Raw genomic sequence first — 21,508 nt, forward strand, 5'->3', positions numbered from 1 at the left:
ATGGCTGTTGAAAACTGGGTTGCCCAGCAGGTTGCCGATCTGACGGAGTTTCGCCGCGATCTGCATATGAACCCCGAACTTCTCTATGACGTCAAACGCACCGCTCAAAAGGTGGCCGAAGCCCTGCGTGCAGCGGGGGTGGACGAGGTCCATGAAGGCATCGGGCAGACCGGCGTTGTCGGTGTGATCAAAGGCCAGAGCAATGCGTCCGGTCGCATGATCGGGCTGCGCGCCGATATGGATGCGCTTCCGATCGTCGAGGAAACAGGGAAGCCCTACGCCTCGCAAGTGGCGGGAAAGATGCATGCCTGCGGGCATGACGGCCACACGACAATGCTCTTGGGCGCAGCACGGCATCTGGCCGAAAGCCGCGCGTTTGACGGCACGGTGATCGTGATTTTCCAACCCGCAGAAGAAGGCGGAGCCGGTGCGCGCGCGATGATCGAGGATGGTCTTTTCACCCGCTGGCCTTGCAATGAGGTTTACGGGATGCACAACCGCCCGAACCTGCCGCTTGGACAGTTTACTATCAATTCGGGTCCGATCATGGGCTCTGTCGATGAGGTGAAAATCACCATCACCGGACGCGGCGGCCATGCGGCGCGGCCCGAGCAGAACATTGACCCGCTGCCGGTTGCAGGCGCGCTTTTGCAAGCGGTGCAGACCCTCACCTCGCGCAATATGGACCCGATCGACAGTGCGGTGGTTTCGCTTTGCACCATTCAGGCGGGCAATGCGTTCAACGTCATTCCCCAAGATGTCACTCTGACCGGCACCGTGCGGACATTGCGCGAAGAAGTGCGGGATATGATCGAAGAACGTCTGCACATCATGACCGGCAATATTGCAGCGGCCTTCGGGGCGGTGGGGAAACTCGACTATATCCGGCACTACCCTGTGACGGTGAACCACGAGCAGGAAACCGAACTGGCCGCGAAAGCCGCGCAAGAGGTTACAGGTGTCGAAAATGTCCATCTCGACATGCCGCAAACACTTGGCGGAGAGGATTTTTCCTTCATGCTCAACGAAGTGCCCGGCGCGATGATCAACATCGGCAACGGTCCTTCGGCGGCATTGCACCATCCGAAATACGATTTCAATGATGATGTTATTCCTTGGGGCAGCTCCTATTGGACCACATTGGTGCGTCAGAGATTGCCTCTTGGGTAAGTGATGCCTTTCCCGACTCGTCGGGAATATTTGCAGAATGTCAAAACACCGGCTCCGAAAGGGGCCGGTGTTAAGCATTTCAATCCGGGACATGGACGCTTTTGGCACTCAATCAGTGCCGTCTGCCTGTTTTCAGTCCGAGATAGCGCCTTCTTCATCGCGTGAGCTATGCATCTTTGTTTTCACCTTGCGCCCGATGATCAAGGGCAAGATGAACCCGATGATTGCGATGAGCCAGAGCGTGATCGACAGCGGGCTGTCAATCAGGGTCATCCAGTCGCCGTTATCGATACTGATGGCGCGGCGCAGGTTGTTTTCCATCGAATTGCCAAGAAGCGTTCCGAGAATGATCGGCACCAAGGGCACATCCAGTTTGCGCAGCACCCAACCCATGACGCCAAAGCCGATCATGACGAGGAGGTCGAAAGACGAGCCGGAAATCCCGTAAATGCCGACAAAAGAAACCATTGCAACAATCGGCATCAGGATGCGGGGCGGCACCATTAACACGCGCGTGAACAGACCGATCATCGGAATGTTCATCGCCAGCAGCATGATATTTGCAATAAAGAGTGCTGCGATGAGGCCCCAGACCACGTCCGGATTTTGTGAAAACAGCAACGGTCCCGGAGTGATATTGAGCGAGAGGAGCACAGCCAACAGGACCGCGGTTGTGCCCGACCCCGGCACACCCAGCGCGAGCATCGGCACGAGTGCGCCCCCTGCTGCCGCGTTGTTGCCTGCTTCAGGGGCGGCAACACCACGCGGATCGCCTTTGCCGAATGTTTTACCTTCGCTATCCACCAGACGTTTTTCAAACGAATAGGAGATGAAGGATCCGAGCGAAGCCCCTGCACCGGGTAGAACTCCGGCGATAAAACCGAGGGCTGTGGAGCGGATCATGGTGGGTGTGGTTTGTTTGAGCATCGACAGCGGAGGGGTGAGGCGTCCCACCTGAATTTTGTCGGCGCTTCCGTTTGCATCCCCATGACGGTGCTCAAGAAAGATGAAGACTTCAGACAGTGCAAACAGACCTACGATCGCCACAAGGAAATCCAGCCCGTCATAGAGATGCACTTCACCAAAGGTAAAGCGCGGCACGCCGGTCTGGGTATCCACGCCAATCATCGCGAGGCCAAGCCCCAGAGCTGCGGCAAATGCGGATTTGGCCTGATTGGTGGAGGAAACACCGCCAAGGGTCATGAAGGCCAGAGCAAAGAGTGCGAAATATTCCGCGGGGCCGAACAAAAGTGCAATTTTGACGAGTTGAGGGGCCAGAAAGATCAGACCCCAAGTGGCAAAAAAGGCACCGACAAAAGAGGCGATACCGGAAAGGGACAGGGCCTGCCCTGCCATTCCTTTTTTCGCCATAGGGTGCCCATCAAGACACGTCATCATCGCCGGTTCGTCACCGGGGATATTGAGCAAGATCGAGGAGATGCGCCCACCATACATGGCGCCGTAATAAACGGACGTCAGGAGAATGAGCGAAGGTGTGGCGCCGAGCCCGAGTGTGAAGGCTAATGGGATAAGGATCGCCACGCCGTTCGATGGCCCGAGGCCAGGCAATGCACCCATGATCGTGCCCAGAAAACATCCCAACAGAGCAAGTAGGAGGTTCTGCCACGTCAGCGCGATAGCAAAGCCGTCAGCAAGAGAAATCAGAGTATCCATGTGACACTTCCTTTTAAAAGCCGAGCGGTCCGCGCGCGAGCGAAAGACCAAGGAGCAGGTGGAAAACGACGTAGATGCCAAGCGATGTGCCGACACCGGTCACAACCGAGGCAACGGCACCAGAACCCAGCCGCCATGTGAGGTAGGTCGCAGCGAATGCGGTCGAGAAAACAAAGCCGATGACAGGAAGAAGCTCGGCGTAGAGGACCATGACGACAACTGCGGCCATAATTTCAACGAAACGCCCGAGGTCGGGCCAGGATGGCGATGCGTCGGGCTTGAGTGCGATTCCGATGGAACTCAGCCCCAGAATGGTGGCGATAATCAACGGAAATGCTTTGGGTCCAACAACATCGGATAGAAAGCTTTCTTCAATCGCCAAGGACGCAAACGCGAAACCGATGGCGAGAAGAAGACCGAAAAGACCAAAAACGCGATCACTCATGATGGTCTCCTTATGTAAGGGATGAGATGCGGCAGACTTGCCGCTACAGAAGAGCGCCGCATAGAAAATGCGACGCTCAAAACGATCACTTGAGACAGGCTTATCTGAGGATGCCGATCTCTTTGGAGATTTTCTGGATTTGCGCCACGTTGTCAGCCACGAAGGCTTCGAAGTCAGGGCCTTGCAGATCAAGAGGAGCGAGGCCGTTATTCGCCATGATTTCTTTCCATTCGTCGGAGGCATAAAGCGCACCGATTTTGGAAACCCAGGTATCATAGGCTTCATCGCTCATGTCGCCGGGGGCATAAAATCCGCGCCAGTTCGCGCCGATGGCGTCAACACCTTGTTCGCGTGCTGTCGGGAAATCCGCAAATTCACCTTCCAGCCGCTCCGGAGCAAGAACCGCAATCACGCGGATATCGCCGCTGTCGACGAACCCTTTGGCTTCGGAAAGGTCTCCCGTGAAGGCTTGGACCGAACCGGCCAGAAGCTGGGTCACGGCTTCACCGCCACCATCAAAGGCGATGTATTTTACGGTTCGCACATCTTCGACACCATAGGCGTCCGCAGCAATCAGAACTTTCAGGTGATCCCAGCCACCCACAGCAGAGCCGCCAGCGACCGAAACCGAAGAAGAATCGGTCTTGATCATCTCAAGCAGGGTCGGGAGGTCCGCAATGTCACTATCTGCGGCCACGGCAATCACACCATAATCCGCGCCGACAGAAGCCAGCCAGCGCACCTGATCCATTGTGTTGCCCGGAAATGCTCCTTGTGCCAAGCGGGTCGCGGTCGCCGAAGATGCGGCGACAATCAGGTTGTCGTCATCGCCACGTTTGTTGACGACTTCCGCATAGGCAACGCCACCGCCGCCGCCGGCAAGGTTGACGACTTGAAGCGTTTTGTCGAGCAAGCCAAGATCTTGCATGGATTTACCCACCTGACGGCAGGTAAAATCCCAACCGCCGCCAGGGTTGGCCGGCGCGATACATTCGGGGTTTTCGAGGGTGAATCCGTCAGCAAATGCGCCGAACGTAGATGCGCCTAGCAGGGCAGCAGCGAGGGTGAGGCGCGTGGCCTTGATAATCATGTGTCTTACTCCTCCACATTGTTTTCTGTCGGGCCGTATGGCCGCCCGAAGTCCAAAACTTTCGCACCGTAGCTTTTCGGCCTCCTCGCGAAAGGTTATGAGAGAGATGTAATCGGCAAACCTGTCACGAACCTGTCATGAGCGACAAGGATCGGTTTTTGGAGGAAACATGCGGGTACTGATCGTCGAAGATGCAGCGGATGTTTCCGAAGCTATCGCCATACGTTTGGGCAAGTTCGGAATGGCCTGCGATGTTGCGGACACCTGTGAGTCTGCGGAGGACTACCTTGCGGTCCAGCGCTATGATGTGGTTGTGCTTGATATCAACCTGCCTGACCGCAACGGTACAGAATTGTTGCAAGACATGCGTTCCGCAGGGAACCGGACACCGGTGTTGATGTTAACGGCTCTGTTCTCTGTCGATGATCGCGTGACAGCACTTGATCTTGGCGCAGACGACTACCTCATCAAACCCTTCGACCAACGCGAACTCGAAGCGCGGCTGCGCGCTTTGGTGCGTCGTGAGGCTGAACAAAAATCCGATGTCGTCACGCTTGGCCCGCTCAAGTTTTCGCCTGCCGGACTTTCCGCCACCTTGGAGGACGTGCCTCTAAACCTTACCCGACGAGAGGCAACCCTGCTGGAGCTTTTACTGCGCAATCAAAAAACTCCGTTGAGCAAGAAACGTCTCTATGACGGTCTTTTTGCGTTTGAGGATGCGGATGTTGGCGTGAATGCAATCGAACTCTATATCGCGCGTTTGCGCAAGAAACTCGCCGCTTCCAGCGTCTCTATCGAGACGCGCCGTGGGGTCGGTTACCGGATTTGCAATAATGGATGATCCTCTCGACGCCATCGCCGCTTGCACTGCAGGAAGCGAACGATCCTTACTTGCGCGTGTGATGGCGGGAGTGTTCACGCTTCTGGCAATGGGTGGCATTGTGGTCGCAGTTGCTGCCTTCGCCTATGGTCGCAACGCCGCACGCCAGTCGTTTGACAGAATCCTCCTTGGCGCGGCCAACGATATTGCCGAAAGTCTAATTGTCCAAGATGGCCAACCGGTTGCCAATATTCCGGCGTCTGCTTTCGGGCTGCTGGCGCTGGCTGAGAACGACCGGATCTATTATTCGTTTCAGGGGCCTGATGGTGCCGTGCTCACCGGATATTCGGGCGGGGCAAAAACGGCCAACCTCAGCGATACGCTTACTTCACCAGTGTTTTATGACAGCCGGATGCAAACAGAGCGGGCGCGGTTTGTCACTGTGGCGCGGCTGTTTTCGGAGCGCGACTTTTCGGGCGCAGTCTATGTCACGGTCGGACATACGCTAAGGGCGCGAAATGCTATGGCGCTGGGTCTGACGAAAGGGGCCTTGGTGATGACAGGGTTCGGCGGCTTGGCGCTGCTTCTAGGGGCGTTTCTGGTGATCCGCTCCTCTATGAAACCTCTGGACACGCTTACGCGCGAGCTTTCCCAACGAAACCCATATGACCTCACGCCCATGTCGACGCAGGGACCGGCAGAGGTTGCTGTTATGGTGCATGCCCTGAACCGGTTCATGCAACGGTTGGACCGTCAGGTTGACGCTATGAAGCATCTCATCTCCGATACGGCACATCAGCTACGCACTCCGGTTGCGGCTATCCGCGCGCAGGCAGAGCTTGCCATAGAAGATGATGCAGAAGACCGTCGGGTGCAGCGTCTCGAACGTTTGGTAAAACGCACACGCTCTCTGGGGACGTTGCTTGATCAAATGTTGTCCCGCGCCTTGGTAATGCACCGCACAGACAATGCGCCACCCGTGTCCATTGATTTGCGAGACATTGCCCTGCGTATTTTTGAAGAAAGAGACCACGAGCTTCTCGCGCCGCAAATTGAGGTGGGGCTTTCGATCGGAGAGCATCCGGTGATCGTGATTGCCGATGACATTTCTCTTACTGAGGCCGTCAAAAACATGCTGGCCAACGGTCTGCGACATGGTGTTTCGCCCGTCACTTTGGGGGTTTCCAAGGAGCAAGGCTGCGCCATGATCTGGGTTCAGGATTCCGGCTCAGGCCCTCCCCGCGAGGTCATGAGCACAATCGGACAACGTTTCGAGCGCTCCGCCGCCTCCAAAGGTGACAGCGCCGGTCTCGGACTGTCGATAGTTCACGCCGTTGCCAGAGCGTTCAATGGCAAGGTTCTGATGGAACATCTTGATGCGGGATTTCGCGTCACTTTGTCATTTCCTGCACAAGAAGAGGAAAGCTTACCATGAAGCGCGTGACATTTTTCAGAAGCCTCGCAACCACTTTGATTGCTTGCGTCTTCTCCTTACCTGGCCATGCGCAAGAGGCTACCGCGTTTTTCTCACCCCCTGAGGATACAGCGGACATCACACTCACGATCCGGTCGACAACGGACATTACCACTTTTGCGCAGCTTCTTGATGCATTTGTCGCGACCCATCCGAACGTCGAACTCCATTATGAGCAATGGGGCTCGAACAATCTCTATGTCGATAGCCTCAGCGCCTGTGATGGCAGGCGTCAGTCAGCGGATGTGGTCATTTCTTCCGGCGTTCACCAGATGGTCGATCTCGTCAATCGCGCCTGTGCGAGCACTTACCAATCTGACCTCACAGCGCAATTGCCCCTCCACCGAAAATGGCGTGACGAGCTTTGGGGAATTACACGGGAGGCGGCCGTTATTGTTTACAACAAGAGCCTTGTCCCTGCCGCTGATGTGCCCCGCACGAGGTTCGCGCTTCTTGATCTGATGCGACGTCCTTCAAATGCCTATAGGGGCAGGATTGCAACCTACGACATTGAACGCTCCGGCCTCGGATTTTTGTTTGCGTTTATGGATAGTCAGCAGGCAACCACATTTGGCGGGATGCTGGAATCCTTTTCGCGTGCCGATGCTGTTGCCACCTGTTGCTCTGCAGAGCTGATCGCCAGCGTAAATGATGGTCAGTACAAGATAGCGTATAATGTCCTTGGCTCCTATGTAGACAGGACATCCTACAGAAACCTTGGCGTTATATTTCCTGAAGATTACACGATGTATCTGTCGCGCGCACTTATGATACCGAAAGATGCCCGTCACAAAGAGACGGCAGCACAGTTTCTGGATTTTCTCCTCTCACCAGAAGGGCGTGCGCTTTTGCAAGAGGCAAACCTTATCCAGAACAGCGAACAAGCGGAGAACCTTCGCTCGGATAGCAATGATCGCTACATTCCGATTGCGCCGACATTGCTGGTTGCGATGGATGCACATAGACGTGACCAGTTCATCGCCAAATGGCACGACAGCTTTAAAGCGGAGGACGCGCCTTAGCATCTTTCTCTTTGCGGCGAGGTTTGGCTGACGTCTTCAACCGTTACAAAGAGTTTGTCTGGCGAGCCATAGCCGCCCGCCAGACCGTGACGCCGCTCTTAGAACGGGCTGTCTTCGTAGTAGAAGTCCATAGCGTTGTCCTGTGTGACCAGAACAGAGCCGATTGTGAATGTGCCCGACACGGCCGCGTTGGAGGTCAGACCGACAGCGGTCATTTCAATCGCCGTTGAAATCATGGACGGCGGATAGGTCACATCGGCAGGGATCATCGGGTCTCCATCTGCAACCCGCTTGATCATTTCCTTCATCCCCGCACCGCCGAGAACGAACTTGATATCATCGCGCCCGGCCGCCTCGATAGCCGCGAGCACACCGATGGCCATATCGTCATCAGAGGCCCAGACCGCGTCGATATGCGGGTATTTGGACAGGTAATCTTCCATGACGGTAAAGCTGTCATCACGGTTCCAGTTGCCATGCTCCATCGCCAGAACATTGATGCCGGAGCCTTCGATTGCGGCGGTGAAAGCATCGACGCGTTCATTGTCAATCGTGGTCGGAATGCCGCGCAGCACGACAATGTCACCACCATCGGGCATCTGGGATACCATAAATTCGCCAGAGACCCGTCCGAAGCCGCTATTGTCACCTGCGACATAGAGATCTTCAATGCCCGGCACGGACAGGCCACGGTCCACCACGGTGACCCAAGCGCCGGACTCGGCGACGGCCTGAACCGGCGGGGTCAGCGGGTCGGATTCAAAGGGCAGGACGACCAGAGCGTCGATATTGCGCACCGCGACCATGTCTTCGATATCGTTGACCTGTGTGCCCGGATCTGGAGCGGTGGCAAGCACAAAGTCGAGATTGGGATAGACCTCTTCGAGCCGCTCGACCGTTTGCTTGGCATGAAAGTTCATCCCGCCAGCCCAGCCGTGGGTGGCGGCGGGAATGGACACGCCGATCACCTTCGTGTCCTGCTCTTGTGAATAGGCAGACGTTCCGATGAGAGTGGCCACTGTTGCGGCCATGATTTTGGCAGAAAGTTTCATTTTGCTCCTCCCTGAGCTTGGTTCCGACAGCTATTGAGCCGCCTTGCGTTCACGCTGCAAGATAACAGCGAGAATGATGATAACCCCTTGGATCGCGCCATTCAGATAGGGCGAAACAAAGTCGGTCAAATTCAGAATATTGTCGATCAGACTGAGGATCAGCACACCGATCACAGTGCCCCAGACCCGCCCGAACCCGCCTTTGAGCACGGTGCCGCCAATGATAACGGCGGCGATGGCTTCGAGCTCCCAAAGCACGCCGGTGGAGGCGGAGGCGGACCCGAGGCGCGGCACATACATGATGGTGGCGACCCCGACGAGCAGCCCGAGGGCCGCATAGGTCAGCATCCTTGTGCGATTGACATTGACGTTAGAATAATGCGCGACGTGTTCATTGGAGCCGGTTGCGGCGCAATGGCGCCCGAAGGCCGTGCGCGACATGATGATTTCTCCGACGATCACCACGATGGCAAAGACGATAATCGGCCAACTGATCCCGAAAATGCCGTCAAAGTAGACAGGCCGGTAAAAAGTGCGCAGTCCGAAATCCAGTGACAGGGTGCCCCCGTCGGCCAGCCATGTGACGAGGCTGCGGTAGATGCCCATAGAACCAAGGGTGACGATGAAGGCTTCGATGCCCAATGTCGTGATCAGAAAGCCGTTGAGTAGACCCGCAATCACACCGGCGACAAGCGCCACAGTCATGCCCAGCAGAATGATGGGCACGCCGACTCCCAAACTCGGCAGAGCGGCGTTCATGGTCAGGATCATCAGTCCGGCAATAAAAGCCGCCATAGAGCCAACCGAAAGGTCAAGCCCGCCTGCGGTGATAACAAAGGTCATGCCAACGGCGATGATCCCGATAAAGGCAGAACGGGCCAGCACATTGGTGATATTGGCCGCGCTGAGGAAGTTCGGGTTCATCATGGCCCCGATTGCGATCAGCACGACCAGCGCCAGCACCGGTCCGAGCACGGACATGGAGGGCAGTTTGGCGCGGGTCTTTCCGGCTGGTGTTGATGTCACATCAGTCATTTGGTCAAGCTCCTTGCGTCGCAAAGACGGGGGATTGTTCGGACGTCGCGCTCAGCCCCATGGACAGGCGGACAATGGCGTCTTCGGTGATGGCTTCTTTGCTCACTTCTCCGCTGATCCGGCCCAGACGCATCACGAGAATCCGGTCTGCGAGGCCCATCAGTTCGGGCATCTCCGAAGAAATGACGATGATCGGCACGCCTTGGGCGGCCAGATCACGCAAGAAGGCGTAGATTTGTTGTTTCGTCCCGATGTCGATGCCACGGGTGGGTTCGTCCACGATCAGGATGCGCGGTTCGGAAAGCATGACTTTCGCCAAAAGCAGCTTTTGCTGGTTGCCGCCCGAAAGATTGCCGACCTTCACGTCACGGCGGCCTGCGCGAATGTCGAATTCGGCGATGGCGTCATCCAGCGCCTTTTCCTCGGCCTTCCGGTCAATGAAACGCGCACCGAACCTGTCCAGTGTTTGCAGGGTCAGGTTCTCACGCATCCCCCATCCCAAAAGAAGACCGCGCAGTTTGCGGTCTTCGGTCAGATAGCAAAGTCCGTGGCGCTGTGCATCTGCGGGTGTGCGGATGTTTACGGTGTTGCCAAAAATCGTGATCCGGTCCGCCGAGGCGGGCCGCAAACCGGCGAGGCCTTCCATCACCTCGGTGCGTCCCGCGCCGATCAACCCGCCCAGCCCCAGAATCTCGCCCGCACGCAGGTCGAAAGAGACGTTTTCGGCAAATCCCGGCACGGAGAGGTTCTGGACCGATAGCACTACCTCTCCGGTTCCGCCTTCGGGCTTGGCAGGGTAGAGGTCGGAGACATCGCGGCCAACCATGCCTGTAGCCATACCATCTTCGTCAATCTCGCTGGTCGGCCCGGAATGGACCACACGCCCGTCGCGCATGATAGTCACGACATCGGAAATACCGGCCACTTCATCAAGCTTGTGCGAGGTGAACAGGATTGCGGTTCCCTGTTCCCTGAGGGCACGGACCTGATCCATCAGAACGGCGGTTTCCCGTGTGGTCAGCACTGCTGTCGGCTCGTCCATAATCAGGACGCGTGCATCCCGCGACAGGGCCTTGGCGATCTCGACCATCTGCTTTTCCGAGTTGGACAGAGAGGACACCGGCGCATCAGGATCGACGGCGCATTTCACCCGTTCAAGATAGCTGCGTGTCAGTCGCCGCATCCGCGCTTTATCAAGCAACGGGCCGCGCCGCAGTTCTCGCCCCAGAAAGATGTTCTGCTCGACCGTCAGTTGTTCAGCGAGGTTGAACTCCTGATGGATCATCACGACACCCGCCGCCTCACCCCCATGCAGGCTCTCAAACCGCACAGGCGTTCCGTCCAGCATCACGTTGCCGCTTGTGGCAGGCTGATAGCCGGAGAGAATCTTCATTGTTGTGGATTTTCCCGCCCCGTTCTCCCCGATCAAAGCGTGCACCTCTCCGGCCCTCAGGCACAGATCAATCTCGTGCAGCACCTCGATCGGGCCGAAGCTCTTACTGACGCCGGACAGGGCGAGAACAGGATGTGACATCAGAGCGTCACCCAAGCCGCATCCTGCGCGGAGGAACTCACACAGGCGGAGATAAAGGCCATGCCCTCCAGTCCTGCCTCGATCCCCGGCAAGAGCCCCATAGCGGTTGCTTTGTCGGTGCCGTTCTGAACTGCGCGGATGGCCTCGGCGGCTTCGTTGTAAATGGTTGCAAAGCCTTCAAGATAGCCTTCGGGATGCCCCGCAGGGATGCGGCTGACCGCAGCGGCTGCGTCACCGGCGCCTGCACCATTTCGGGTGATCAGACGTTTGGGTTCTCCTTGCGGGGTGAACCAGAGGTAATTCGGGTCTTCCTGAGACCATTCCAGCCCGCCCTTGCTCCCATAGACGCGCAGCTTGAGCGCGTTCTCGTTGCCGGGAGCAATCTGGGACGACCAGAGCATCCCGCGTGCACCAGAGGCAAAGCGCAACAGCACATGGGCGTTGTCATCGAGTGTGCGTCCAGCCCCGAAGGCTTGCAGATCTGCCGCCAGTTTTTCGACCGAAAGCCCCGTGACAAAACAGGCGAGATTGTGGGCATGAGTGCCAATGTCCCCGACCGATCCGCCCGCACCGGAGCGTTTCGGGTCGGTCCGCCATTCAGCCTGTTTGACGCCCTCTTTCTCAGCGGGGCTGGTGAGCCAGTCCTGTGGATATTCGACCTGAACAATGCGGATATCGCCAAGATCACCGGCATGCACCATGTCGCGGGCCTGACGGATCATCGGATAGCCCGTGTAGTTATGTGTCAGGATGAAAAGCGCGTCACTGTCAGCCACGGACTGTGCCAGATCCTGCGCGTCTTCCAGCGTCGAGGTCAAAGGCTTGTCGCAGATCACATGGATGCCTTTCGCGAGAAAAGCCTTCGCGGCGGACGCATGGACGTGGTTCGGGGTTACGATGCTGACCGCCTCGATCCCGTCTTCGCGTGCTGCTTCTGCATTGGCCATCTCGGTGAATGAACCGTAACTGCGGTTGATGCCGAGCGCTCTGGCGCTGGCTTCGGATTTCTCCGGTGTCGAGGATAGCGCTCCGGCCACCAGTTCGAACCTGTCGTCGATCCGCGCGGCGATGCGATGCACCCCGCCGATAAATGCGTCATTTCCGCCGCCGACCATACCCAAACGAATACGTTTCATCAGTCGATCCCCAACATTTTACGATTTGCAGCCTCATCCGTGCCACCGTCTGCGAAGTCATCAAAAGCGCGTTCCGTGACGCGGATGATGTGGTCTTTCACGAATTGCGCCCCTTCGCGCGCACCGTCCTCGGGATGTTTGAGCGCACATTCCCATTCGACCACGGCCCAGCCGTCAAAATCATTGGCCGCCATTTTGGAGAAGACCGCGCCGAAATCCACCTGACCGTCCCCCAGACTGCGGAACCGTCCGGCGCGGTTGACCCAGGATTGATAGCCTGAATAGACACCTTGCCGCCCCGTCGGATTAAATTCCGCGTCTTTCACATGGAACATGCGGATGCGGTCTTTGTAGATGTCGATATTGTCGAGATAATCGAGGCACTGAAGCACATAGTGCGACGGGTCATAGAGCATACAGGCACGCTCGTGATTGCCGGTGCGCTCAAGAAACATCTCGTAGGTGATCCCGTCATGCAGGTCCTCACCCGGATGGATTTCATAACAGACATCAACGCCGCAGTCTTCGGCATGGTTAAGAATGGGCAGCCAGCGCTTGGCCAGTTCCTCGAATGCGGTTTCGATCAGACCGGCAGGGCGCTGAGGCCACGGGTAGATATAGGGCCATGCCAAGGCGCCGGAGAAGGTCGCATGTGCGCCGATGCCCATATTCTTGGAGGCAGACAAGGCTTTCTTGACCTGCTCGACCGCCCATGCCTGACGCGCCTTCGGATTGCCGCGCACTTCAGGGGCTGCGAAACCGTCAAACGCATCGTCATAGGCGGGGTGGACGGCAACAAGCTGGCCTTGCAAATGGGTGGACAGTTCGGTGACCGTGACACCGTTTTCGGCGGCCTGTCCCTTGAACTCGTCGCAATAGTCCTTGCTTTGAGCGGCCTTGTCGAGGTCGATCAGACGCGCATCCCAGCTGGGCACCTGAACCCCTTTGTAGCCGCAGTCTGCCGCCCATTTGGTGATGCTGTTCCACGAGTTGAACGGAGCTTCGTCACCTGCAAATTGCGCCAGAAATAGCGCGGGTCCCTGAATGGTTTTCATGGTTTTCCTCCTCCCTGTTCAACCGCGTTCAAACGAAGCGGTTCACAATATTTTCCAAGATTTCCTGACGACCGGACCGCGGTTGCGGATTGATCGCGTCGGCTTCGACCTGCGCGGCGATGGTGGCCAGATCGCTTTTGAGAAGTGCCTGACCTTTCGGCGTCTCCCAGCCGGCGTAGCGTTCGTTGCGCATTGCTTCGAGCGTGCCGTCCTCCAGCATGGCCGCTGCCGCTTTGAAACCGCGGGCGCAGACATCCATTGCACCAGCATGTCCGGCAATCAGATCCACCGGATCAAGAGACTGACGGCGCAGTTTGGCGTCGAAATTGGTCCCGCCGGTGGTGAAGCCGCCCGCCTTGAGAACCTCGTAATAGGCCAAGGCCACCTCCGGCACGTTGTTGGGGAACTGGTCGGTGTCCCATCCGGACTGGTAGTCATTGCGGTTCATGTCGATGGAACCGAATATTCCAAGAGCGGAGGCCAGCGCCAGTTCGTGTTCAAAAGAATGACCGGCAAGGATGGCGTGGCCTTGCTCGATGTTCATCTGCACTTCGTTTTCAAGCCCGAACTCTTTGAGGAAGCCGTAGACAGTGGCCACGTCGAAATCATACTGGTGCTTGGTCGGTTCCTGCGGCTTGGGCTCGACCAAGATCGCCCCCTTGAAGCCGATTTTGTGTTTATACTCGACCGCCATTTGCAAGAGCCGTCCGGCTTGTTGGCGTTCGCGCTTCAGGTCGGTGTTGAGCAGAGTCTCATAGCCTTCACGCCCGCCCCAGAGCACATAGTTCTGACCGCCCATCTTATGCGTGGCATCCATACAGTTTTTTACCGTCGCGGCAGACCATGCGAAAATTTCGGGGTCGGGGTTGGTGGCCGCGCCCGCCATGAAACGACGGTTGGAAAAGAGGTTGGCAGTTCCCCAAAGCAGCTTGGTCTTGCTGCTTTCCATTTTCTCGCTGAGGTAGTCGACCATCTCTTCGAAGTTGCGCTTGCTCTCGGCAAAGCTGTCGCCTTCGGGGCGGATATCGGCATCATGCCAGCAGAAGAACGGCACATTGAGCAGGTCGAACATCTCGAAAGCAACATCGGCTTTCATCTTTGCAAGATCCATCGTGTTGCCAAACCATGGCCGTTCAAAGGTCTGCCCGCCAAAGGGATCATCTCCGGGCCAGGCAAAGGAGTGCCAATAGGCGACGGCAAAACGCAGATGGTCTTCCATGCGCTTGCCCATGACGATCTCGTCAGGATTGTAATGATGGAAAGCTAACCCCTCGGATTGCGGGTCATAGCGAAGCGGGGAGATGTCTTTGAAAAATTCGGTCATCGGGGCACTTTCCTGATCAGTTCATTTCGGTTGGAAGGTTGTCGCGCACATAGATCGCCGGAATGAGCTCCGGCGAAGGCGGCGGCGGCATCTCATCTGCGATGGCTTGCAGCAGCGCCAAAGCGCGGTTCATTTCAATTTCGGGGCGTTGGTCGAGCGCGACATCAACGAAACCGTCTTGGAGCGCATCGCAGACAGTTGTGGAAAGTTCATGGACGATGCAGAAAATTGCGCCTTCCGGATCACGGTCGCGCAGGGCGCGCACCAGACCTTCGTTGCCCGCTCCAGCATTGTAGATTGCCGTGACAGGGGAGGCGTCGGACAGACTCTGATGCAGGGTTTTCCGCATCAGTTCGGCTTGGTCCTTGGTCTCGATGACTTCGGAAATCCCGATATTGGGGAAGTCGGCCTCGATCACTTCGCGAAACCCGTTAATCCGGTCGCTGTGGTCGCGAAGATCAAGAGAGCCCGCCGTTAGAATAACATGGCCCGACTTTCCGCCATGGGAGAACCCGATCAGGCGACCGGCGGTGCGGCCAGCCTTGACGTTATCAATCCCGATATAATGGTCGCGGTTGTTCTCCGGCACATCTGAGACGAGCGTGACAATTTTCGTCCCTTCGGCTCGCAGAGCAGTGAGGGAGGTGGAGAATTTGTCCAGAACCTGTCCGACAAAGGCGACACCATCATAGTTCTTTCCAATCAAGCCGGAGAGAGCCTCCTCCAGAGCGCATGCGTCAAAGGCCTCGAATTCGATCACATCCAGCACCACTCCGGCGGTCTTGAGATGCAATGCGGCGGCTGCAAGCTGGTCATGCATCCGGCCGAAAAAGTCGTGGGATTTGTCGGGCAGAACGAAGGCGAGGTGGTGGTGCCGGTTTTTGGAGAGCTTGGCTGCGGCAATGTTGCGGACATAGCCAAGCTGCGCGACGGCATCATTGACCTTGCGCACCGATTTCTCGGCCACATTGCCGCGCCGGTTCACGACGCGATCCGCAGTCGCATAGCTGACGCCCGCCAAAGCGGCGACATCATGAAGTGTCGGGTTTTTCATCTTTCCTCCCGTGCGCAGCACTCCTCCTGCTGGCACGGGTCTAGAGTTGACGCAAAAATGATATACGTCAATCATTTTTTGTAACTCTGATTTATTGACAATAAATCAAATGGTTATATATTTAATGCGCATTCGTATGTCAAAGCAGCCGAGTCGAAGCCTGCTATGCTCCTGTGGCCCTATCCCACCGGAGCGCATACTCCGCCGAAAGGCTGCGCGCCTCAGAAGTCGAGGGAATTACGTTCGCGATAGCCTTGCAGGAAGCTGGCGAGGCGCGGATCGGTCGGGTTGTTGAACACGTCGCGCGGCGATCCGGTGGCGACGATCTCTCCGTGTTCCATGAACACCACCCTGTCGGCCACATGCGCGGCAAATCCCATTTCATGGGTGACCACGACCATGGTCATGCCTTCGGCGGCAAGCTGTTTCATCACACCGAGCACCTCGCCCACCAGTTCCGGATCAAGCGCGCTTGTCGGTTCGTCAAACAGCATGATGCGCGGCTCCATAGCGATGGCCCGTGCGATGGCGACCCGTTGCTGTTGTCCGCCGGAGAGGTGGCTGGGATGGTTGTCTTCCTTGTCCGCCAGCCCGACCTTGGCCAGCGCCTCGCGTGCGCGCGCCTGCGCCTCGGGGCGTTTCAGCCCACGGACGCGTTCCAGCCCTTCGGCCACGTTCTGCAAGGCGGTCATATGCGGCCAGAGGTTGAATTGCTGGAACACCATGCCGATCTCGCGGCGCATCTCGCGCAACCGGTTCGCGGCCATCGGTTTGCCGCCGGGACTGTCATAGCCAATCAGCTGGTCGTCAATCCGTACCTCGCCGCTGTCGTAGAGTTCGAGCACATTGATACAGCGCAGCAATGTGGACTTGCCCGAACCGGACGGGCCGATCAGGCAAGTCACCTTGCCCGGCGGGATGTCGAGATTGACGTCCTTCAGAGCCTGAAACGGGCCATAGAATTTGTTGACATTGCGCAAATGGGCGGAGGCGGCGGTCTGGCTGGTCATCTCTCAGCTCCGATCAAGAAGGTAATGGGTGAAGCGGCGCTCCAGACGGCGGCCGAAGCGCGAAATCAATTCGACGAAGCCCCAGAAGAACAACGCAAGGATCAGGATCGGGGCGACAAAAGCGAAGGTTTCGCTCATCATCGTCTGGGTCTGGAACATGATCTCGGGGACGGTGATCATCGACAGGATCACGGTTTCCTTTGTCAGGATGATCGCGAAATTCACCAGTGCGGGCAGGGCGGAGACCATCATGACCGGCACCATGATGCGGGTGATGATCGTCGTGTTGCGAAAGCCGATGGCGCGGGCGGCTTCGACCTGACCGACGGGAACGGCATCAAAGCCTGCACGCAGGATTTCGGTGAAATAGGCGCTGCCGTAAATCGTCAACCCGAGGATACCTGCAGGCAGGGCGTCCAGACGCAGCCCGATGAGCGGGCCGCCGTAATACAGGACGAAAAGCTGCACGAGGAAGGGCGTGCCACGGATGAATTCGACATAGGCGCGGATCGGATAGCGCAGGAAACCGGGGCCGAACCGGCGGGCAATCTCGATCATGAAGCCGAGCACAAGGCCGAGGAGTGTCCCCAGCGCCCAACTCAGAATGGTGTATCCGAACCCTGTGAGCAGATCAGGGCCGTAGCGTTGGATTATCTCCGTCATCAGACCGTAAGCCTCCGTTCAAGCATGCGGCCGGCCTGTGCAATCACAAGGTTGATCACGAGGTAGATAAAGGCGGCGGCAAGGTAGATTTCGAGGGGACGATAGGTGGCGGCGGCGATGGACTGGCTCATGCGTGTGATTTCCACAATGCCGACCACGGTGACAAGGGAGCTGGCTTTGACCAGCAGGATCAATTCGTTGACAATGGCAGGCAGGCCGATCTTGAGCGCCTGTGGCAGCAGAATACGGATCCAGACATCGCGGGGCGCCATGCCGATAGCAGCGGCGGCTTCCGCCTGACCTTGGGGAATGGCGTTGAGAGACCCGCGCAGCACTTCCGACAAATAGGCGGCGGCGCAAAGCCCGACGGTGAGGACCGCTGCGGCCAGTGCGGGCACATTGATGCCGATCACAGGCAGCAGGTAATAGGCCGCGAGAAGCTGGATCAATAGCGGGACACCGCGGAAAAAGCTGACATAGAGTGCTGCACTCCGGCGCATCCAGCGCTTGTTGGACAGTGCAGCAGCACAGATTAGAGCGCCGAGAATAAGCCCCTCGATACAGCCGAGGACCGAGATCAGGAGCGTGTAGCGCGCCGAGCCGAGCAACACCGGAAAATTTTCCACGATCGTCTGGAATGAAAACATTGCCATGCCTTGAGAATGGGGAGGGCGTTGCGCGGGCGAGTGGACCCCGCCCGCGCGGGTTAGATCTTAGAGTTCGGGCATTGTTGCCGGCAATTCGGTGGCCATACCGAACCATTTTTCTTGCATGGCAGCCATACGACCATCGGTCTTGATCGCTTCAAGCGCGTCGTTCACAGCAGCAACCAGCGTGTCGCCATCCCCCTTGCGGGCCACAAAGCCGAAATAGGTGGGGGTGCCGAAGGGCGGGATGACAACGGCGAAGTTGTCGGGACGCGTATTGGCAAGGTAGCTGAGAAGTGGTGCAGACCCTGCAACAGCGTCAAGACGACCGGTCATCAGATCGGCATAGGCTTCGTCCGGTGTGCCGTATCCTTTGACGGTAATGCCGCCGATTTCCTCGCCATAGGCCACAAGCTGTTGCTCTTGCGCGGTGCCTTTTTGCACGCCGACCGTCATGCCTTTGGCATCTTCCGGCCCTGTCATCTTGCCATCCTTACGCTGCACAAAGGCAACGGTCGCATCCGCGATCGGCAGGGTGAAGCTGTAGCGTTCGGCGCGTTCGGCGGTCATGGTCACAGGGGCCAGAACAAAGTCGAATTTGTTGACTTCGAGACCCGGCAGGATCGAGGTCCAAGGCAAGTCCAGATATTCCGGCGTGACGCCCAGTTCCTTGGCGATCTCGTCAAACAGGTCGCGGTCGAAACCGACATATTCACCGTTTTCAAGCATGTCGAACGGCGCGTAATGCATCTCTGTCGCGACGACAATTTTGCCTGCGGCTTTGATGTCGGCCAGATCATCAGCCAGAACCGCTGAGGTGGTGAAAGCAAGTGCGCCCAGACCAAGAAGCGCGGATTTCACAGTTGTGTAAAAGGTCATATTGTCTCTCCTGTTGGCGGGGCTTTTCATTCCGGCACCGCGCCCCTTGGGCGCCGGACAGTCGGACCAGCGCCGGTTTTTCCGGCGCCGGAATGTCTATGTTAGTTTTCGCACGATAACGGCAATCACGGGACCGGAGGCGACTTGGCCGCTCAGGTCATGATTTTGATCTGAAACCATAATTTCGTCGGTATGCAAGACGAGATCGCCGATTTTAACCGGTTGATGGCGCGTGACAAGGGCAACTGCACAATTTGGCACAGGTTGACCTGCCGCAAGCATCTCGACCTGATGTGTGCAGACCCCGCGTCGCGTCATGACGTTGAAGTCCAGAACCGGACCTGCACTTAGGCGTGCATGGAGTGCGGCCTCTCCGGGAAAGGAGAAAGGCGGCGTGCGATTGTCCAATGTGACCGATCCGCCTTGCGCGAAATCAAGATGCAGACCTGTGCCGGACAAAACCGTCAATGTGCGGTCGATGCCAGCAAAGGCGGAGAACCCGCCCTCGGTCGCGACCTCGGCCATACTGATCCGCCACTGCATATCCTCAAAGCCTGCACCGGTGGGGAAGGCGGCGATTTCCCATGTCAGCCCGCCGCCATTTTTCCATGGCTGAGCGGTGAGCTCGCTGCGGCGGATCAGTTTCATTTCAGAATCCCCGGCAGGTTGAGGCCATGCTCAATGGCGCAATCGCGGGCAATCTCATAACCTGCATCGGCGTGGCGCATGACGCCCGTGGCCGGATCGTTCCAAAGCACCCGCGCAATGCGGCGGTCCGCATCTTCGGAGCCATCACAACAGATGACCATACCCGAGTGCTGCGAAAAGCCCATGCCGACGCCGCCACCGTGATGCAGCGACACCCATGTCGCGCCCGACGCGGTGTTGAGCAGAGCGTTCAGCAAAGGCCAGTCGGAGACTGCATCGGAGCCGTCCTTCATAGCCTCGGTCTCGCGGTTGGGGGATGCGACCGAGCCACTGTCGAGATGGTCGCGCCCGATGACGACCGGTGCTTTCAACTCGCCGTTGCGGACCATTTCGTTTATCGCAAGCCCCGCCTTGTGCCGTTCGCCCAACCCGATCCACATGATCCGTGCGGGCAGCCCCTGAAACTCGATCCGCTCGCGGGCCATATCCAGCCAGCGATGCAGATGGGCATTTTCAGGGAACAGTTCCTTCATGCGTTGGTCGGTTTTGTAGATGTCCTCGGGATCGCCCGACAGCGCGGCCCAGCGGAACGGCCCGACGCCGCGACAGAACAGTGGACGGATATAGGCCGGCACGAAGCCCGGAAATGCAAAGGCATTTTCCAGCCCTTCTTCCTGTGCCATCTGGCGGATGTTGTTGCCGTAATCGAGCGTTGGCACACCTGCGTTCCAGAACCCCACCATAGCCTCGACATGGTCGCGCATCGAAGCCCGTGCGGCGCTCGCGACTGCGGCGGGATTGCTTTCCTGCTCTGCGCGCCATTGCGCAACGGTCCAGCCCTTGGGCAGGTAGCCGTGGAAGGGATCATGCGCCGAGGTCTGGTCGGTCACAATGTCGGGCCGCCCGTTGGGGAGCGCTTCGCCAGCCTGCATCCGGCGCAGGATTTCGGGGAAAACATCTGCGGCATTTCCGATCAAGGCAACGGATTTGGCCTCGCCCGCCTTGGTCCAGCGGTCAATCATCGCCAGCGCTTCGTCAAGCGAATGGGTTTTCTCGTCGCAATAGCGGGTGCGGATGCGGAAATCGGCGCGGGTCTCGTCGCATTCCACTGCCAGACAGCAGGCTCCGGCCATCACAGCGGCCAGCGGCTGCGCCCCCCCCATGCCGCCCAGACCGCCGGTCAGAAACCAGCGCCCCTGCAGATTGCCGTCGTAATGCTGGCGACCGGCTTCGGCAAAGGTCTCGTATGTGCCCTGCACAATCCCTTGCGCGCCAATGTAAATCCAAGACCCTGCGGTCATCTGGCCATACATCGCCAGACCCTTTTTATCGAGTTCGTTGAAATGCTCCCAATTCGCCCAGTGCGGCACGAGGTTGGAGTTGGCAATCAGAACGCGCGGGGCATCCTTGTGGGTCTGGAATACACCGACCGGTTTGCCAGATTGCACCAACAGCGTTTGGTCGTCGTCAAGTTCGCGCAATGCGGCACAAATCCGGTCGAAATCGTCCCAAGTGCGTGCGGCACGGCCAATCCCGCCATAGACCACCAGTTCATGCGGATTCTCGGCGACATCGGGGTGCAGGTTGTTCATCAGCATCCGCAGCGGCGCTTCGGTCAGCCAGCTCTTGGCCGTCATCTCGGTGCCGGTCGCGGGAAAGATGTCGCGGGTGTTGTGACGCGGATTGTTCATCAGTTCGATCCTTTCTGCATCTCAGGCGAGCAATCTGCCCGCGATGATGTTGCGTTGAATTTCAGAGGAGCCTTCATGCGCATGA

Annotated in this window: 20 protein-coding genes; 4 read left to right on the forward strand and 16 right to left on the reverse strand. The window is 57.8% G+C overall.

The window, feature by feature from the left end; all coding sequences use genetic code 11:
* Nucleotides 1-1,170, forward strand: coding sequence for a M20 aminoacylase family protein (locus KO492_RS11290; protein ID WP_216045051.1), 1,170 nt, complete (start codon nucleotides 1-3; stop codon nucleotides 1,168-1,170).
* 132 nt (nucleotides 1,171-1,302) lie between these two features.
* Here the strand turns inward: KO492_RS11290 and KO492_RS11295 are convergent, their stop codons facing one another.
* From KO492_RS11295 to KO492_RS11305, 3 genes are all read right to left on the reverse strand, one after another.
* On the reverse strand, nucleotides 1,303-2,844 hold the full coding sequence (locus KO492_RS11295; RefSeq protein ID WP_216045052.1) for a tripartite tricarboxylate transporter permease: 1,542 nt from the start codon (nucleotides 2,842-2,844) through the stop codon (nucleotides 1,303-1,305).
* A gap of 13 nt (nucleotides 2,845-2,857) precedes the next feature.
* Nucleotides 2,858-3,289, reverse strand: a complete 432-nt coding sequence (locus tag KO492_RS11300) for a tripartite tricarboxylate transporter TctB family protein (protein ID WP_216045053.1) — start codon at nucleotides 3,287-3,289, stop codon at nucleotides 2,858-2,860.
* Between the two features lie 100 nt (nucleotides 3,290-3,389).
* Nucleotides 3,390-4,379: a Bug family tripartite tricarboxylate transporter substrate binding protein gene (locus tag KO492_RS11305; RefSeq protein ID WP_216045054.1), complete on the reverse strand. Its 990-nt coding sequence runs from the start codon at nucleotides 4,377-4,379 to the stop codon at nucleotides 3,390-3,392.
* A gap of 169 nt (nucleotides 4,380-4,548) precedes the next feature.
* On the opposite strand from KO492_RS11305, the gene KO492_RS11310 reads away from it, so the two are divergent.
* Genes KO492_RS11310 through KO492_RS11320 form a run of 3 tightly spaced genes read left to right on the forward strand, consistent with a single transcriptional unit; the run spans nucleotide 4,549 to nucleotide 7,695 of the window.
* Entirely contained in the window at nucleotides 4,549-5,220 is a 672-nt protein-coding gene (locus KO492_RS11310) for a response regulator transcription factor (RefSeq protein WP_216045055.1), read from the forward strand.
* Nucleotides 5,213-6,634 carry a sensor histidine kinase gene (locus KO492_RS11315; RefSeq protein ID WP_216045056.1) on the forward strand — a complete coding sequence of 474 codons (1,422 nt, stop codon included), beginning with the start codon at nucleotides 5,213-5,215 and terminating at the stop codon, nucleotides 6,632-6,634. Before KO492_RS11310 ends, KO492_RS11315 begins: the two co-directional genes overlap by 8 nt.
* On the forward strand, nucleotides 6,631-7,695 hold the full coding sequence (locus KO492_RS11320; protein ID WP_216045057.1) for an ABC transporter substrate-binding protein: 1,065 nt from the start codon (nucleotides 6,631-6,633) through the stop codon (nucleotides 7,693-7,695). The genes KO492_RS11315 and KO492_RS11320 overlap by 4 nt, the downstream gene beginning before the upstream one ends.
* 98 nt (nucleotides 7,696-7,793) lie before the next feature.
* On the opposite strand, the gene KO492_RS11325 is transcribed toward KO492_RS11320, so the two are convergent.
* The 13 genes from KO492_RS11325 to hutU all read right to left on the reverse strand — a co-directional run bounded on the left by KO492_RS11325 (nucleotide 7,794) and on the right by hutU (nucleotide 21,423).
* Entirely contained in the window at nucleotides 7,794-8,747 is a 954-nt protein-coding gene (locus KO492_RS11325; RefSeq protein ID WP_216045058.1) for an ABC transporter substrate-binding protein, read from the reverse strand.
* A 30-nt stretch (nucleotides 8,748-8,777) separates the two neighbouring features.
* Complete coding sequence (locus KO492_RS11330) at nucleotides 8,778-9,782, reverse strand: ABC transporter permease (protein ID WP_216045059.1); 1,005 nt, start codon at nucleotides 9,780-9,782, stop codon at nucleotides 8,778-8,780.
* 4 nt (nucleotides 9,783-9,786) lie between these two features.
* The gene (locus tag KO492_RS11335) at nucleotides 9,787-11,316 is read right to left on the reverse strand and encodes a sugar ABC transporter ATP-binding protein (protein ID WP_216045060.1); all 1,530 of its coding nucleotides are present in this window, start codon (nucleotides 11,314-11,316) and stop codon (nucleotides 9,787-9,789) included.
* Nucleotides 11,316-12,452, reverse strand: a complete 1,137-nt coding sequence (locus KO492_RS11340) for a Gfo/Idh/MocA family protein (protein WP_216045061.1) — start codon at nucleotides 12,450-12,452, stop codon at nucleotides 11,316-11,318. The genes KO492_RS11335 and KO492_RS11340 overlap by 1 nt, the downstream gene beginning before the upstream one ends.
* Nucleotides 12,452-13,507 carry a sugar phosphate isomerase/epimerase family protein gene (locus tag KO492_RS11345; protein ID WP_216045062.1) on the reverse strand — a complete coding sequence of 352 codons (1,056 nt, stop codon included), beginning with the start codon at nucleotides 13,505-13,507 and terminating at the stop codon, nucleotides 12,452-12,454. The genes KO492_RS11340 and KO492_RS11345 overlap by 1 nt, the downstream gene beginning before the upstream one ends.
* Nucleotides 13,508-13,535: 28 nt before the next feature.
* Entirely contained in the window at nucleotides 13,536-14,831 is a 1,296-nt protein-coding gene (gene xylA / locus KO492_RS11350) for a xylose isomerase (protein WP_216045063.1), read from the reverse strand.
* Between the two features lie 16 nt (nucleotides 14,832-14,847).
* Nucleotides 14,848-15,885, reverse strand: a complete 1,038-nt coding sequence (locus KO492_RS11355; protein ID WP_216045064.1) for a LacI family DNA-binding transcriptional regulator — start codon at nucleotides 15,883-15,885, stop codon at nucleotides 14,848-14,850.
* 221 nt (nucleotides 15,886-16,106) lie between these two features.
* Nucleotides 16,107-16,895 (reverse strand): amino acid ABC transporter ATP-binding protein, encoded by a 789-nt coding sequence (locus tag KO492_RS11360; protein ID WP_216045065.1) that lies wholly within the window; start codon nucleotides 16,893-16,895, stop codon nucleotides 16,107-16,109.
* A gap of 3 nt (nucleotides 16,896-16,898) precedes the next feature.
* The gene (locus KO492_RS11365; RefSeq protein ID WP_252735497.1) at nucleotides 16,899-17,558 is read right to left on the reverse strand and encodes an amino acid ABC transporter permease; all 660 of its coding nucleotides are present in this window, start codon (nucleotides 17,556-17,558) and stop codon (nucleotides 16,899-16,901) included.
* Nucleotides 17,558-18,205, reverse strand: coding sequence for an amino acid ABC transporter permease (locus tag KO492_RS11370; protein WP_216045066.1), 648 nt, complete (start codon nucleotides 18,203-18,205; stop codon nucleotides 17,558-17,560). The genes KO492_RS11365 and KO492_RS11370 overlap by 1 nt, the downstream gene beginning before the upstream one ends.
* 66 nt (nucleotides 18,206-18,271) lie before the next feature.
* Nucleotides 18,272-19,084 (reverse strand): transporter substrate-binding domain-containing protein, encoded by an 813-nt coding sequence (locus KO492_RS11375; RefSeq protein WP_216045067.1) that lies wholly within the window; start codon nucleotides 19,082-19,084, stop codon nucleotides 18,272-18,274.
* 96 nt (nucleotides 19,085-19,180) lie between these two features.
* A complete protein-coding gene (locus KO492_RS11380; RefSeq protein ID WP_216045068.1) occupies nucleotides 19,181-19,732 on the reverse strand; it encodes a HutD/Ves family protein in 552 nt (183 codons plus the stop codon).
* Nucleotides 19,729-21,423: a urocanate hydratase gene (hutU, locus tag KO492_RS11385; protein WP_216045069.1), complete on the reverse strand. Its 1,695-nt coding sequence runs from the start codon at nucleotides 21,421-21,423 to the stop codon at nucleotides 19,729-19,731. The genes KO492_RS11380 and hutU overlap by 4 nt, the downstream gene beginning before the upstream one ends.
* Between the last annotated feature and the right edge of the window lie 85 nt (nucleotides 21,424-21,508).

The sequence above is a fragment of the Celeribacter halophilus genome (genome assembly GCF_018860305.1).
Taxonomy (GTDB): Bacteria; Pseudomonadota; Alphaproteobacteria; order Rhodobacterales; family Rhodobacteraceae; genus Celeribacter; species Celeribacter halophilus_A.

Coding starts and splice junctions, on each gene's coding strand:
- KO492_RS11370 (WP_216045066.1), bottom strand. CDS start 18,205: ATGTTTTCATTCCAGACGATCGTGGAAAATTTTCCGGTGTTGCTCGGC.
- KO492_RS11315 (WP_216045056.1), top strand. CDS start 5,213: ATGGATGATCCTCTCGACGCCATCGCCGCTTGCACTGCAGGAAGCGAA.
- KO492_RS11305 (WP_216045054.1), bottom strand. CDS start 4,379: ATGATTATCAAGGCCACGCGCCTCACCCTCGCTGCTGCCCTGCTAGGC.
- KO492_RS11365 (WP_252735497.1), bottom strand. CDS start 17,558: ATGACGGAGATAATCCAACGCTACGGCCCTGATCTGCTCACAGGGTTC.
- KO492_RS11375 (WP_216045067.1), bottom strand. CDS start 19,084: ATGACCTTTTACACAACTGTGAAATCCGCGCTTCTTGGTCTGGGCGCA.
- KO492_RS11300 (WP_216045053.1), bottom strand. CDS start 3,289: ATGAGTGATCGCGTTTTTGGTCTTTTCGGTCTTCTTCTCGCCATCGGT.
- KO492_RS11330 (WP_216045059.1), bottom strand. CDS start 9,782: ATGACTGATGTGACATCAACACCAGCCGGAAAGACCCGCGCCAAACTG.
- KO492_RS11325 (WP_216045058.1), bottom strand. CDS start 8,747: ATGAAACTTTCTGCCAAAATCATGGCCGCAACAGTGGCCACTCTCATC.
- KO492_RS11355 (WP_216045064.1), bottom strand. CDS start 15,885: ATGAAAAACCCGACACTTCATGATGTCGCCGCTTTGGCGGGCGTCAGC.
- KO492_RS11295 (WP_216045052.1), bottom strand. CDS start 2,844: ATGGATACTCTGATTTCTCTTGCTGACGGCTTTGCTATCGCGCTGACG.
- KO492_RS11360 (WP_216045065.1), bottom strand. CDS start 16,895: ATGACCAGCCAGACCGCCGCCTCCGCCCATTTGCGCAATGTCAACAAA.
- KO492_RS11320 (WP_216045057.1), top strand. CDS start 6,631: ATGAAGCGCGTGACATTTTTCAGAAGCCTCGCAACCACTTTGATTGCT.
- KO492_RS11335 (WP_216045060.1), bottom strand. CDS start 11,316: ATGTCACATCCTGTTCTCGCCCTGTCCGGCGTCAGTAAGAGCTTCGGC.
- KO492_RS11340 (WP_216045061.1), bottom strand. CDS start 12,452: ATGAAACGTATTCGTTTGGGTATGGTCGGCGGCGGAAATGACGCATTT.
- KO492_RS11345 (WP_216045062.1), bottom strand. CDS start 13,507: ATGAAAACCATTCAGGGACCCGCGCTATTTCTGGCGCAATTTGCAGGT.
- KO492_RS11290 (WP_216045051.1), top strand. CDS start 1: ATGGCTGTTGAAAACTGGGTTGCCCAGCAGGTTGCCGATCTGACGGAG.
- KO492_RS11380 (WP_216045068.1), bottom strand. CDS start 19,732: ATGAAACTGATCCGCCGCAGCGAGCTCACCGCTCAGCCATGGAAAAAT.
- xylA (WP_216045063.1), bottom strand. CDS start 14,831: ATGACCGAATTTTTCAAAGACATCTCCCCGCTTCGCTATGACCCGCAA.
- KO492_RS11310 (WP_216045055.1), top strand. CDS start 4,549: ATGCGGGTACTGATCGTCGAAGATGCAGCGGATGTTTCCGAAGCTATC.
- hutU (WP_216045069.1), bottom strand. CDS start 21,423: ATGAACAATCCGCGTCACAACACCCGCGACATCTTTCCCGCGACCGGC.